14 protein-coding genes, 2 tRNA genes and 1 pseudogene are annotated in these 12,418 nt (G+C 36.8%); 8 read left to right on the forward strand and 9 right to left on the reverse strand.

Annotated elements, in window-relative coordinates:
- Window positions 1–275: 275 nt before the first annotated feature.
- The 8 genes from DYQ05_RS06655 (at window position 276) to tgt (ending at window position 7,574) form a co-directional block, all read left to right on the forward strand.
- Window positions 276–2,015: an ABC transporter ATP-binding protein gene (locus tag DYQ05_RS06655; RefSeq protein WP_206183132.1), complete on the forward strand. Its 1,740-nt coding sequence runs from the start codon at window positions 276–278 to the stop codon at window positions 2,013–2,015.
- A gap of 4 nt (window positions 2,016–2,019) precedes the next feature.
- Complete coding sequence (locus DYQ05_RS06660; RefSeq protein ID WP_206183133.1) at window positions 2,020–3,900, forward strand: ABC transporter ATP-binding protein; 1,881 nt, start codon at window positions 2,020–2,022, stop codon at window positions 3,898–3,900.
- Between the two features lie 32 nt (window positions 3,901–3,932).
- Window positions 3,933–4,124, forward strand: coding sequence for a hypothetical protein (locus DYQ05_RS06665; RefSeq protein ID WP_206183134.1), 192 nt, complete (start codon window positions 3,933–3,935; stop codon window positions 4,122–4,124).
- A 136-nt stretch (window positions 4,125–4,260) separates the two neighbouring features.
- Entirely contained in the window at window positions 4,261–5,472 is a 1,212-nt protein-coding gene (locus DYQ05_RS06670; RefSeq protein ID WP_252722878.1) for a hypothetical protein, read from the forward strand.
- A gap of 120 nt (window positions 5,473–5,592) precedes the next feature.
- Window positions 5,593–6,195: a DUF2715 domain-containing protein gene (locus tag DYQ05_RS06675; RefSeq protein WP_024467139.1), complete on the forward strand. Its 603-nt coding sequence runs from the start codon at window positions 5,593–5,595 to the stop codon at window positions 6,193–6,195.
- A gap of 60 nt (window positions 6,196–6,255) precedes the next feature.
- Window positions 6,256–6,328: transfer RNA gene (locus tag DYQ05_RS06680), tRNA-Pro, on the forward strand.
- 12 nt (window positions 6,329–6,340) lie between these two features.
- A tRNA-Arg gene (locus DYQ05_RS06685) sits at window positions 6,341–6,414 on the forward strand.
- Between the two features lie 29 nt (window positions 6,415–6,443).
- A complete protein-coding gene (gene tgt / locus DYQ05_RS06690) occupies window positions 6,444–7,574 on the forward strand; it encodes a tRNA guanosine(34) transglycosylase Tgt (RefSeq protein WP_024469879.1) in 1,131 nt (376 codons plus the stop codon).
- A 4-nt stretch (window positions 7,575–7,578) separates the two neighbouring features.
- Here the strand turns inward: tgt and DYQ05_RS06695 are convergent, their stop codons facing one another.
- The 9 genes and pseudogenes from DYQ05_RS06695 to DYQ05_RS06735 form a co-directional block, all read right to left on the reverse strand.
- Window positions 7,579–8,244 (reverse strand): metallophosphoesterase, encoded by a 666-nt coding sequence (locus DYQ05_RS06695; protein ID WP_194077308.1) that lies wholly within the window; start codon window positions 8,242–8,244, stop codon window positions 7,579–7,581.
- Entirely contained in the window at window positions 8,244–9,104 is an 861-nt protein-coding gene (locus DYQ05_RS06700) for a hypothetical protein (protein WP_206183135.1), read from the reverse strand. Before DYQ05_RS06700 ends, DYQ05_RS06695 begins: the two co-directional genes overlap by 1 nt.
- 67 nt (window positions 9,105–9,171) lie before the next feature.
- Window positions 9,172–9,522 carry a hypothetical protein gene (locus tag DYQ05_RS06705; RefSeq protein WP_020965237.1) on the reverse strand — a complete coding sequence of 117 codons (351 nt, stop codon included), beginning with the start codon at window positions 9,520–9,522 and terminating at the stop codon, window positions 9,172–9,174.
- A 58-nt stretch (window positions 9,523–9,580) separates the two neighbouring features.
- Window positions 9,581–10,168, reverse strand: coding sequence for a 50S ribosomal protein L9 (gene rplI, locus DYQ05_RS06710; protein WP_024466551.1), 588 nt, complete (start codon window positions 10,166–10,168; stop codon window positions 9,581–9,583).
- Window positions 10,169–10,228: 60 nt separating this feature from the next.
- Window positions 10,229–10,486, reverse strand: a complete 258-nt coding sequence (rpsR, locus tag DYQ05_RS06715; RefSeq protein ID WP_225969004.1) for a 30S ribosomal protein S18 — start codon at window positions 10,484–10,486, stop codon at window positions 10,229–10,231.
- Window positions 10,487–10,539: 53 nt separating this feature from the next.
- The gene (locus DYQ05_RS06720) at window positions 10,540–11,064 is read right to left on the reverse strand and encodes a single-stranded DNA-binding protein (RefSeq protein WP_206183136.1); all 525 of its coding nucleotides are present in this window, start codon (window positions 11,062–11,064) and stop codon (window positions 10,540–10,542) included.
- A 15-nt stretch (window positions 11,065–11,079) separates the two neighbouring features.
- Window positions 11,080–11,361, reverse strand: coding sequence for a 30S ribosomal protein S6 (rpsF, locus tag DYQ05_RS06725; RefSeq protein ID WP_024465600.1), 282 nt, complete (start codon window positions 11,359–11,361; stop codon window positions 11,080–11,082).
- 181 nt (window positions 11,362–11,542) lie between these two features.
- Window positions 11,543–11,863, reverse strand: coding sequence for a hypothetical protein (locus DYQ05_RS06730; protein ID WP_024465599.1), 321 nt, complete (start codon window positions 11,861–11,863; stop codon window positions 11,543–11,545).
- Between the two features lie 7 nt (window positions 11,864–11,870).
- A pseudogene (locus tag DYQ05_RS06735) lies at window positions 11,871–12,368 on the reverse strand (RHS repeat-associated core domain-containing protein); the annotation flags it as partial.
- Window positions 12,369–12,418 lie beyond the last annotated feature (50 nt).

Raw genomic sequence — 12,418 nt, forward strand, 5'->3', positions numbered from 1 at the left:
TTTGATTAAAGTATTATGTAAAAATGCCTTTTTTTATAAAAATAAAAGCTCTTTTTTTTCGATTGTACGTATTTTAATTTTTTTATAAGGAGCTTAGTTTAACCGCTTTAAATTTATAGAGCATTTTATAAAAACGGAAATTTTATATTTTTATTTATATATTTTTTTAATTTAATATAAGATTGATTTTAAAGCCTATTGCTTTGACACACAAAAAAATGTATATTTAAATATTGTAAAACACCAATTCAGGCGTTTTATCTATTGGAGCATAAATGTTTACAGTTTTATCAAAGAGCCTGCGGGAGTATAAAAGTACTTCGATTTTTGCCGTTTTGCTTACGATTACGGAAGTTGTTTTTGAAATAATAATTCCCGTATGTATGTCCCGTTTAATCGATTTCGGTATTGAGCGGGGCAGTATGTATACGGTATTTAAATACGGTGCGGCTCTTTTAGTTTTCGCTCTTATTCAATTAACTACCGGTGTTTTTTCATCGGTTACGGCGGCAAAGGCCGCCTGCGGGTTTGCCGCAAATTTACGGCAGGATATGTACGATAAGGTACAGACCTTTTCTTTTGCAAACATCGATAAATTTTCCACCTCATCTATTATTACAAGGCTTACCACCGATGTGACTAACGTGCTTAACTCTTATCAAATGCTTGTAAAAATTGCAATACGGGCTCCAGGTATAATGGTTTTTGCAATGGTTGCCTCGTTTAAAATAAGTAAAGAAATTTCCATGATTTTTTTGTTTTTAATTCCTCTTTTGGCATTGGGGCTTTATTGCATAATAAAAAAGGTTTACCCGATATTTACGGGAGTTTTTAAAACTTATGATGAATTAAACAATGTTGTTCAGGAAAATATAAAGGGAGTGCGAGCCGTAAAGTCTTTTAACAGACAGGAGTATGAAATAAAAAAGTTCGGTAAAATTTCGGAAGCAATTTACAAAGGTTTTTCAAAGGGAGAGCGGTATGTAACTTTAAATATTCCCCTTATGAGGTTTTGTATTTACCTTTGTATGCTTTTAATTTCATGGCTGGGTGCAAAGGCGATTACGGCAAGCGGCAATAATCCCGATTTAGGTTTGACTACGGGAGCTCTTACGGCTTTGTTCTCTTATGCCGCACAGATTATGATGAGCTTAATGATGCTTGCGATGGTCTTTGTTATGATTACAATTTCGCGCTCTTCGGCAGAGCGTATCGCGGAAATTTTAAAAGAAAGCCCTACAATAAAAAATTCCGAAAATCCGGTTATTGAAGTAAAAGACGGAAGCGTAAGTTTTAAAAATGCCGATTTTTCGTACACGGCCGATACGGATAAAAAAATTATAGATAATGCAAATTTGCATATCCTATCGGGGGAAACCGTAGGTATAATAGGCGGAACCGGTTCTTCCAAAACCTCATTTGTTCAATTGATTCCGCGTTTATACGATGTTACTTCGGGTGAAGTAAATGTAGGCGGTGTAAATGTAAAAGATTATGATTTAGATGCTTTAAGAAATTCGGTTGCCTTTGTTTTGCAAAAAAATGAATTATTTTCGGGAACCGTTAAAGAAAATTTAAAGTGGGGAAATGAAAATGCAAGCGATGAAGAAATTAAAGAGGCTTGCCGATTGGCTTGTGCAACGGAATTTATAGAAACGATGAAGGATAAATACGATTCTAAAATCGAACAAGGCGGAGTAAATATTTCGGGCGGACAAAAGCAGAGACTTTGTATTGCAAGGGCTCTTTTAAAAAAGCCTAAAATTTTAATTTTGGACGATTCTACAAGTGCGGTCGATACTAAAACGGACGCTTTAATTCAAAAATCGTTTAAAGAGTTTATTCCCGAAACAACAAAGATAATTATTGCACAGCGAATTTCTTCGGTTCAAAACGCCGATAAAATTGTTGTCCTTAACGGCGGAAAAATAGAAAACGTAGGAAAACACGAAGAGCTTTTGGAAAAATGCGCAATTTATAAAGAAATTTTTGAAACACAGCAAAAAGGGAATTAAATAAATGGATAAAATTTATATACCTGCCGTTAAGCGGCTTTTATCGTATTTAAAAAAATATAAACTTACTTTAATCGTTGTTACAATATGTATTCTATTAAGTTCGACAGCCTCGGCGGCTTCTTCGATTTTTTTGCAAGTGCTTATAGACGGCTACATTGTTCCGCTGCTTGCGGAACCGAATCCCGTATTTACGGGATTATTAAGGGCTCTTATTTTTATAGGCATAATTTATTTAATCGGAGTCGCTTCTTCGTGGATTTACAGCCGCCTAATGATTAATGCGGCGCAAAAAACTTTAAAAAATATCCGCGATGAAATGTTTGAAAAAATGCAAAAATTTCCCGTAAAATATTTCGATACTCATACTCACGGCGATGTTATGAGCCGTTATACGAACGATACCGATACCTTACGTCAAATGATTACACAGTCTATGCCCGAACTGGTTTCTTCGGTATTTACGATTATTACGGTATTTTTTTCTATGTTGTACCAAAGCGTTTATCTTACACTTATTGTTTTAACCGGCATTTTTTCCATTTCCGCAATAATAAAATTTATTGCTAAAAAAAGCGCTTTTTATTTTATGCGTCAGCAGGAAACCTTAGGCAGTTTAAACGGCTATGTTGAAGAAATGATAAGCGGTCAAAAAGTAATAAAAGTATTTTGCCGCGAAGAAATGACGAAGTCGGATTTTAAAGAAAAGAATAAGGCATGGCAGGAAAGCGCTTCAAAAGCCAATACTTATGCTCATATTCTGGGGCCTTTTATGAATGCTCTAGGCTATGTACAATATTTAATTGTTGCTCTTGCCGGGTCTTGGTTTGCAATTGAGCAAATAAACAACTTAACGCTTACAGGAATTAACACGCTTACACTTGGAGCGATAGCTTCCTTTTTGGCTCTTACCCGTAATTTTATAAATCCCATTTTTCAATTATCGAACCAGTTTAACTCGGTAGTAAATGCGGTTGCGGGAGCTTCACGTATTTTTAATTTAATGGACGAAAAACCTGAATCGGATTCGGGGGAGGTTACCCTTGTTAATGCAAAAGAAGAGAACGGCGGCTTAATTGAAGCGAATGAGCGCACTGATTTATGGGCTTGGAAACTTAAAAAAGAGGACGGCAGCGTCTTACTTACAAAACTTAAAGGCGATGTGGTTTTTGAAAACGTGGATTTCGGTTATACGTCTGAAAAACCCGTTTTAAAAAATATTTCTCTTTATGCGGAACGCGGGCAAAAGGTTGCGTTTGTCGGAGCCACCGGTGCTGGTAAGACTACAATTACTAACTTAATAAACAGGTTTTATGATATAGATAAGGGAAAAATTACTTATGACGGAATTGATATAAATAAGATAAAAAAAGAAGATTTACGCCGCTCTTTGGGAATGGTGCTTCAAGAAGTTAATTTATTTACGGGAACAATTATGGAAAATATCCGTTACGGTAATTTAGAGGCGAGCGATGAAGAATGTATTGAAGCCGCAAAACTTGCAAACGCTCATAACTTTATTATGATGCTCCCGAAAGGATACGATACGGTTATTCAGGGAAATAAAAGCTCATTATCGCAAGGACAAAGACAGCTTCTTTCCATCGCGCGGGCTGCCGTTTCAAATCCGCCCGTAATGATTTTAGATGAAGCAACTTCTTCCGTAGATACGAGAACGGAAGCCTTAATTCAAAAAGGAATGGACAGCTTAATGGAAGGACGCACAGTTTTTGTAATAGCGCACAGGCTTTCTACCGTAACTAATTCTGATGTAATTATGGTTTTAGATAAGGGTGAAATTATAGAAAGGGGAAATCACGAAAGTCTTATTGAAAAAAAAGGAACTTACTATAAGCTTTATACGGGGGCTTTTGAATTGGAGTAAAAATATGTTATACTGTTTAAAGGAGGCTTATTTTGGGCAATGCAGATAGCATTGCCCAAAATAAGCTGCCGAGTTTGCCTTTCGGCAAACGTCGTGTATTGTATGCCGTTTCTCACTTCGTTGCGAAACGGCGGAAAATCATCAATCCTCGATTTTTGATAAAATCTGCGGTTGATGATTTTAAAGGGAGGCTTATTTTAGGCAATGCAGATAGCATTGCCTAAAAACGCTGTCGAGTTTGCCTTTCGGCAAACGTCGTGTATTGTATGCCGTTTCTCATTGCATTACGAAACGGCGGAAAATCATCAATGCTCGATTTTTGATAAAATCTGCGCTTGATGATTTTATCGGGAGGTTTTTATGGGTTTTATAAGAACTGAATTAAAGAAAATTTTCGTTTGTATTTTTACCGTCTTATTTTTTGCTTTAAGCGCCGAACAAATGTATTCTCCTTCTTGGGGATACAGTTTGGATTTACCTGAAGGTTTCGGTTTAACGCAACATGAAGGTTCTTCTCGCTATTTATTTCAACATTCCGTTTTTCCAGTAGACTTACACATTGCTCTTTATAAAAAAGAAAAATTTGAAAACGTGCAAAAAACTTCGGAGCATATTTTTTCCCAATTTTCGGAAATAAAATTAACGCATAAGGATATTCCCTTTTTATGGCGGAATAAGACGGCATTATTGTCCAATGTGGATTTTATGTATTCTCCTTCAAAAGATTATAAACCTAAAGAGCTTTTAGGCTGGCTTTTAATTTTAGAACTTCCGGATAATTCAGGCTGGCTTGTTCTTTTTTCATATTCGGATAAAAAAGATTCCAAAAACTGCGAACCGGTTATTATTTCCGCCCTCGATTCCGTTTTTACCGATATAATGTCGTATCTTGAACCCGGCCCGGTAACTGCCGCCCTGTATCCGAAAACGGGAGAAAAAGAAATAAATTACACTTTTAATAATAAAAAAATCAAATTTACCGTCGATAATTCCGATGCGGAAGCAAACCGGTCGGTTATCGACAGGGAGTTTAAACTTTTAACGTCGTATTTAAATAACCCTAATTTGACCGAAGCTTGGAAAAGATATTACAGAATAATTTTCCGCGATGCGTGGAGCAGAATCTATCCCGCTTCCGCCGCAATTCAATCGGCATTTTCTTTTTACGGAAATGAAGGGGCGGAAAAGGCTTCAAAAGAGCTTTTGCTGTTTGTTCAAGATTTTAAATACGAAAGAAATCATCAGGGAAGCGATTTTCTTAATTTGCCCGAAGCCTTTTTGGAAAAACGCGGCGACTGCGACTCCAGAGCCTTATTGATGGTTTTAATTTTAAAGCAAATGAATATAGATGCCGTTCTTCTTGTTTCCGGTACAAAATCTCATGCGCTTGCGGGAACCGATTGCGGAGGAAGCGGAGCTTGTTTTACACATAACGGTAAAAATTATTTATTGGGTGAAACTACGGCTCATGTTCCGATTGGCGAAATTGCGGAAGAAATGTCCAATCCTGAAGATTGGTTTGCAGTCGATTTTTATATTGATGAAAATTCCGTAAAAAAAGAAGCGGAATAAACCTCCGCTTTTTTTCTTTATATTGACTAATTTTTTAAATTCATTTATAACTTAAAGAAGGTATTAAAAGATTTCTCAATTTTCTTTATAATATCAATAATTAAAACTTGGAGGTTTTTAATGAAAAAGAAGATTATCCTGATAACCGTTTTTTCGGTTCTTTTAGCGGGGGCATTGTCTGCAAAGACTATCGGTCTTAATTTGGAGGTAGGCGCCTTATATACAAATCATCAGCTTCACCATTTTTGGAAGGGAACCGACAGCGACGGTTTCAGACATCATTCAAACCGCTATAAACACATGGGAGGTTTTAATATAGGCTTGTCTTATGACCTTCCGAAAAATTGGGCTATATACGGAACTACCATGTTTGCATTTAATTCGATATTTGTAAACGACACTCAATTCGGAATAGGATATAATTTTAAGCCGGGGAAGGGCTTTAATCTATTTTTAGGAGGAGCCTTTGCAGTAGGCGGCTCCAAATTTACCGTAACTCACAGTGTTACAAAAGAAATATTTAAATCCACAAATATAGGAGGCGGGCTTAAGCTGACGGCTTCTTATATGTTTACCCGTCAATTCGGTATTTATTTCGGTGCCTGTGCCAACTACTATAAACCGGTTTCAGGCTATGTTTTGGGAGTTGAGCAATCGTCGGACCGTCTTCCCGATATGGCGCAATCGCTTAATGCCATGGCGGGTTTAAGAGTTTATTTTTAAAAACGGTTTAATTACCTATTGACATAAACGCATTTTTTGCGTATTATATCGACTCTTAATCGGGATGTAGCCTAGGGGCTAAGGCGTCTGGTTTGGGACCAGAAGATCGGGGGTTCAAATCCCTCCATCCCGATTTGAAAATCTTGGGATCGTAGCTCATCAGGATAGAGCAACTGCCTTCTAAGCAGTAGGTAGGGGGTTCGAGTCCCTCCGGTCCCGTATTTTTATATTTAAACGATTACTGCAAGATGAAAGAAAAAAAAGAAATATTTACAACCCTTCATAAAGATGCCGGTTCGCGTGCCCGTACCGGAATTTTGGAGTTACCGCACGGAAAGGTTTTAACACCCGCATTTATGCCCGTAGGTACGGCCGCAAGTGTAAAAGCTATGACAAAAGACGACCTTAACGAAATAGGTTTTCAAATTATTTTGGCAAATACCTATCATCTTTTTTTACGTCCCGGAATTGAAGTAATTAAGAGTGCGGGCGGTTTACACGGGTTTTCAGGCTGGCAAAAAAATTTTCTTACCGATTCGGGCGGGTTTCAGGTTTTTTCACTTTCCGGTTTGCGTAAAATTACCGAAGAGGGTGTAAAGTTTCAAAGCCATATTGACGGCAGTTCCCGGTTTTTAAGCCCGGAGATTGCAGTGGAACTTCAAACCGGTTTTAACAGCGACATTCAAATGCAGCTTGATATTTGTTCCGCTTACGGTATTACAAAGGCGGAAACTCTTGCGGATTTAAAAATTACAATGAATTGGCTTGACAGAGCCTTTAACGCTTGGAATAATACGAGTGAAACCTATGACGGAGCTCTTTTTCCCATTGTGCAGGGCGGTTTTTTTGAAGATTTGCGTTTACAAAGTCTTGAAGCCGTTTTAAAACATGAACCGCGCGGCATTGCAATAGGAGGACTTTCGATAGGGGAGCCTAAAGAAAAATATCTTGAATTTTTGGAATTTACTGCAAAGCAAATTCCTGAGAAAAAGCCTGTTTATGTTATGGGAATCGGAACTCCAGATTATATTCTTGAAGCGGTAAAAAACGGAGTTGATATTTTCGACTGTGTTTTGCCTTCCAGAAATGCACGTAACGGAAGTTTGTTTACTCATAACGGGGCTATTTCAATTAAGCGCAAAGAATATGAATTTGATTTCGGCCCGATAGATAAAAAATGTAATTGTAAGGTTTGCAGGGAATACAGCCGTTCATATTTACGCCATCTGTTCCGTACAAAAGAAATTTTATATTCTATGCTTGCAACGTATCACAATCTTTTCTTTTTGCATAATATGGTTTGCGATATACGTAAGGCTATAGAAAACGATTCTTTTGACGAATATTATCATAATTTTTTAAAGAATTATAAAATTTAATGTCTTAATAAGTATCTTCGTAATTTATGAATTTTATTTCAGGAGTTTTGTTTTTTTTCAAAGTTAAAAGAGCAAAGCTTCTTTTTGAGCCTCCTCGAGGACGGCTTACGGAACCCGGGTTTATTAAAAAAATACCGTTTATTTTTTCGACAAGAGGAAAATGTGTATGGCCGTAAATTGCAATACTGCAATTATTTTGCTTTGCAAAACTGCCGATTGTATTAAATTCGTAATCTACAAAAAATTCGTGTCCGTGAGTCAGTAAAATTTTTGTTCCGCAAGCCGTTAAAAAAAGTTCTTCTTTAAAAAGTAAAATCTTCTCCGGATTTTTTTGAAAGGAGGATATTTCTCTTGCCGCTTCCAAATTGAGTATTCCGCGTAAAGAATCGGAGTTGCCTGAAACCAAACATATTGCGGAAGGTAAGCATTCTCTTAAAGAGGTATCATATATTGCATTATTTATTATATGCAGGAAGTCCTGTAAACCGTCTCCTGAAAATAAGAGGGCATCGGCTTTTTTTCCGTATGTTTTAAGGATATTTACAACTGAAGAATAATCTCCGTGGGTGTCGGAGAGTAAAAGAAGAACCGCTTTGTCGGAACTATCCAATTTTTTCAAGGCTGCATTATCACCGAAAATTCCGTTATTTAGGAATTCCAAGCTGTTCATTATGCACCCCCTTCAAGTTTATCGGGATTTGTAATATCTCCGTTTTCATCTACCGCATCTTCGGTATCTTTACTATCCGGGGTTTCCAAATCATTTTCCGGATTTTCTCCGTTTTTATAAATAAGTAAATATTTATGCGACGGAATTCCAGTATCTGAATCTATAAAAGGTTTTATCGAGTAATCGTTATTAAAAACAGGTTTTTGCATAACTTTTTGTGCTGTAAAAAGGGCTTCGCGGAATTCTTCTAAAGGGGAATTTTTTAAATTTTTATTTTTTGCATTTATATCTTCCCCTGCAAATACTGAAGCCGTAAGTAAAACGCCTATATCATCATCGCTTACCGTAAATGAGTCTTCTTTATTTAATAAAGAGGCCGGTGCTTTAAAATCTATAACAATATCCGAAGCGGCTTCAAGCGGAAGTATTTCGTCCATAGGTAAAAGGCTTATAATTGTAAGAAGGGGGTTGTTTTCGGCATTTTGAATTAAATATCGTCCTCCGCCTTCCGGTATGCCTATGGAAATTACAATTGTGATTTTATATTCTTCTATTTTTTCGGTTATCATTTTAAGGCGAGGCAGTTTTGTAGTTTCGGTCATATCTTTGTATGTAAGAAGTTTGACGGGAGATTCTTCATTTCCTATTCCGTATTCTTCTTTCAGATAGCCGAGAATTCCGTTTTTTTCATAATAATCTTTTCCCAAAATGAGAAGAATTTTATCGCGGATAATGCGTTTCGGTTTTATTTTTTCGTTTAAAGGGGCGGGCGATTTTTCTTTGCCGGTGCACGAAAAAAACTGCATAAATAAGGCGGAAAAAAATATTAAAAGGATTTTAGAAAAAAGTTTTTTTTTCATAAGAATAAAATTATACTATTTTTTTTGTAAAATTAAAAGCGGTTGCAGTTAAAGGTTTTTCGGAATTTTAGATATTGCCCTTTGCCGTTATCATTAAAAAAGAGAAAAAAACGGCTGCACTTATACTTAGCAAAAATAAAAAAATATCTACGATAAATAGGAAAATATATTTTTTTTCTTTATAAAAAATTATATAAAAGGCTTTGATTAAAACGGCTGAAAGGGAAAACAGCGCAAGCAGGATATAAAAGACCGTTACTATGTTTAAGATTAAAAATAAATTTGAATCTAAAAAGTCCTGTATGCTTCCCGAAAAGTACAGAACGGTAAGTGCGAGAACGGAATATGATAAAAATCTTATGGAGCGGTCTAAAAAACGGATAGTAAACTGCTTGTATTTTTTGTTTGTATTTTCCATAACTTGTAAAGCCGTTTTAAAAAAAACGGGCTTTAAAAGCCCGTTTATAAGATTAAAATCAGTTTGAAGTTTCCGAAGAAGATTCAGGTTCGGCTTGAGCTTCGTCATTTGAAGCTTCAACGTTTTCTTCCGTTGTATCTTCTTTACGCGGTTTTCTCGCTTTTTTTTCGGAAGGTGCAGGTTTGGATTTCTCTTCGATAACCTGTGCTTCAACCGTAAAGGAAATTTCCGCAGTTACGTTTTCATAAAGTTTTATTACCGCTTTATGAGTTCCCGTACTTTTTACCGTTTGACCGGGTATATCGATTCGTTTTCGTTCAATATCGAATTCCAGTTTATGTAATTCATCCGCAATTGTTTGCGTGGTAACGGCTCCGTAAAGTTTTCCGTTGGGTCCTGCAGGCATAGAAATCTTAATTGAGGCGGCTTCAAGTCTTTCTTTAATGCTTGCGGCGTCCTGCCTTTTTGCAGCTTTTTTAGCTTCAATTTCTTCTTTTCTGGATTCAAAGTGTGCAACGGTAATATCATTGCAGGGAACGGCTAAATTTCTCGGGAAAAGATAGTTCCTTGCATAGCCCTTTGCTACGTTTTTAATATCACCTTCTTCTCCGAGGTGTTTTACATCTTCATTTAAAATTACTTTCATGTTCGAGCTCCTTAAAAAATTCCGCCCTTTCCAGGAGTTGGAAAGGGGAGGCTGTGTAAATTATTCGTTGATAACGTAGGGCAATAATGCCAATGCCCTTGCACGTTTGATTTCAAGTGCAAGTTTTCTTTGATGTTTTGCACAGGTTCCGGTAATTCTTCTGGGAAGAATTTTTCCGCGTTCGGTTATAAATCTTCTAAGCGAATCAGGGTCTTTATAATCGATTTTTAATTTTTGTGTGCAAAATCTGCAAATCTTTTTTCTGTAAAAAGTTCTGCTTTTTCTCTTGTCTTCGCCTTCGCGGATATTTTCCTGCATATTGGCTTCTACGTCTACATCATTCATTGTTTCGTCTGACATCATTATTCTCCTTAAAATGGGATATTATCCAAATCCGAATTGCCCGGGTCGGGTATATAGTCGTCGTTATAAGGCGGCGCATCCTGTCTTCTTTGGTATGCGGACGGTGCCTGTCCTCCCGCTCCGGTTTGGTACTGCTGATTGCCGTATCCAGCCTGCTGCGGGGCCGTGCCCTGCCTTATTTGCTGACCTTGAGGGACTTGCCCTCCCTGACCTCCTCCTAAAAGCTGAAGATTGTTGGCAACGATTTCTATACGGCTTCGTGTTTGACCGTCCTGTTCCCAGCGATTTTGTCTAAGTTCGCCGTCGATTGCCACCTGTTTTCCTTTGATGAGATATTGGTTTAGACTTTCTCCCTGTCTTCCCCAAAGTACGACATCAAAAAAACTTGTTTCTTCACTCCACTCATCACCGTTTTTCCTTCGTCTGTTAACGGCTATAGCAAAATTACAAACAGCAATACCGGACGATGTATACCTGAGTTCGGCATCACGTGTTAAACGGCCGACCAATACTACATGATTTATATCTGCCATAGTATCCTCCTCTTGTTATTCCTCTACACGGATAAAAAGGTATGTTAACATTTGAGCTATAAGTTTAAAGCGCTTATCCAATTCAATCATCCGCGCGGGGTCGGCATTAATGTTGAAAAGCGTATAGCGGCCCTTTGTTTTGCGCTTAATTTCGTAAGCAAGGTCGCGGTCGCCGTAAGGCTCTTCGGAGATAATCTCTACACCGAATTCTGTAAGAATATTACGCAGAGAATCCATTCCCGGTTTGTAAAGGTCTTCTTCAACCGGAAAAACCGTCATAAGTTCGTATTTTCGCATGTTCCCTCCTATGGACACATTTCTGGTCCCGTATTTTCTACGGGACGGAGTTTTTTTATATTAGCAAAAAAAATAAGTTTAGTCAAGCTGTTTAAGAAAATAAGACGGGCAGCGGGTAGGGGAAGACTCTTTTTATTCCGCCTGCCGTCCAAAGGTATTGCCGCGTTTTGCCGTTTACTATTTACATATTATCATTCAATTTATTGAAATATTTTTCTAACATTATAATGTTATCATATTTTTGAGTACGGTCTGTATAAGCAAACCATTTATCAGTTAAATCATCAAATAGCCGTTTTCCTAAATCTGTTAAATCGCTTTCTCTGATGACTACTTCAATTTTTAAATTACCTTGTTCATCAAAAGGGTTTTTCTGTAAGAGCCCTTTTTCATAACTAAATCGAAGCAAATTTCTACAACTGATTAGTATATTGTCCTTATCAATTTGCCTTATATATGCTCCCATAAGTGTTTTTACATTCAATAATACTGTATCTTTCATATTTTATTTATTTTATTCTAATAATTTGTGTTGGAACATTTGATACATCAACAAGGTTTCCATTACTGTCTTTTATAAATGTTCCTCCATTTGACCTAATTGCATTTTCTTTTCTAATTTGTCGTGTTTTGTCTGCTGTTTTACTTGTTACTTCAAACGATTTTATAGCATTACCGTTATCATCTAACACAATAAAATCAACACGTCTTCCTTTTCCTTTATGTGTTACCTTGTTACCATTAGCATCTACCAAAGTCCTTTCAGTTAAAACTCTATCTTTACCATAAATATCTTCCAAAATTCTTCTTAGCGTATCTTCTCTACGTAAACCTTCTCGTTTGTTTTCAAAACAATCCAACCCGAATGGGTCTATTTCTATATTACTATCAAACACATACCCATAAATAGTAGGATTACCACCCGCCAATCCTATCGGGTCTTGTGATATATAAGCTCCTGTTTCCTGACTGTAATAACGCTTATAATTATATACTAATTCGGTTTCAGTATCAAGATATTACCCTTGATAAAGCATATTGCAGAAGCCTTTTTCTC

The organism is Treponema pedis (genome assembly GCF_017161325.1).
Lineage (GTDB): Bacteria > Spirochaetota > Spirochaetia > Treponematales > Treponemataceae > Treponema_B > Treponema_B pedis.

Bases quoted from the DNA above. Each gene is read 5' to 3' on its own strand.
- DYQ05_RS06705 (WP_020965237.1), bottom strand. From the start codon at position 9,522: ATGGAAAATACAAACAAAAAATACAAGCAGTTTACTATCCGTTTTTTA.
- DYQ05_RS06670 (WP_252722878.1), top strand. From the start codon at position 4,261: ATGGGTTTTATAAGAACTGAATTAAAGAAAATTTTCGTTTGTATTTTT.
- DYQ05_RS06730 (WP_024465599.1), bottom strand. From the start codon at position 11,863: ATGAAAGATACAGTATTATTGAATGTAAAAACACTTATGGGAGCATAT.
- rpsR (WP_225969004.1), bottom strand. From the start codon at position 10,486: ATGCAGGAAAATATCCGCGAAGGCGAAGACAAGAGAAAAAGCAGAACT.
- rplI (WP_024466551.1), bottom strand. From the start codon at position 10,168: ATGAAAGTAATTTTAAATGAAGATGTAAAACACCTCGGAGAAGAAGGT.
- DYQ05_RS06655 (WP_206183132.1), top strand. From the start codon at position 276: ATGTTTACAGTTTTATCAAAGAGCCTGCGGGAGTATAAAAGTACTTCG.
- DYQ05_RS06675 (WP_024467139.1), top strand. From the start codon at position 5,593: ATGAAAAAGAAGATTATCCTGATAACCGTTTTTTCGGTTCTTTTAGCG.
- DYQ05_RS06695 (WP_194077308.1), bottom strand. From the start codon at position 8,244: ATGAACAGCTTGGAATTCCTAAATAACGGAATTTTCGGTGATAATGCA.
- DYQ05_RS06700 (WP_206183135.1), bottom strand. From the start codon at position 9,104: ATGAAAAAAAAACTTTTTTCTAAAATCCTTTTAATATTTTTTTCCGCC.
- DYQ05_RS06660 (WP_206183133.1), top strand. From the start codon at position 2,020: ATGGATAAAATTTATATACCTGCCGTTAAGCGGCTTTTATCGTATTTA.
- rpsF (WP_024465600.1), bottom strand. From the start codon at position 11,361: ATGCGAAAATACGAACTTATGACGGTTTTTCCGGTTGAAGAAGACCTT.
- DYQ05_RS06720 (WP_206183136.1), bottom strand. From the start codon at position 11,064: ATGGCAGATATAAATCATGTAGTATTGGTCGGCCGTTTAACACGTGAT.
- tgt (WP_024469879.1), top strand. From the start codon at position 6,444: ATGAAAGAAAAAAAAGAAATATTTACAACCCTTCATAAAGATGCCGGT.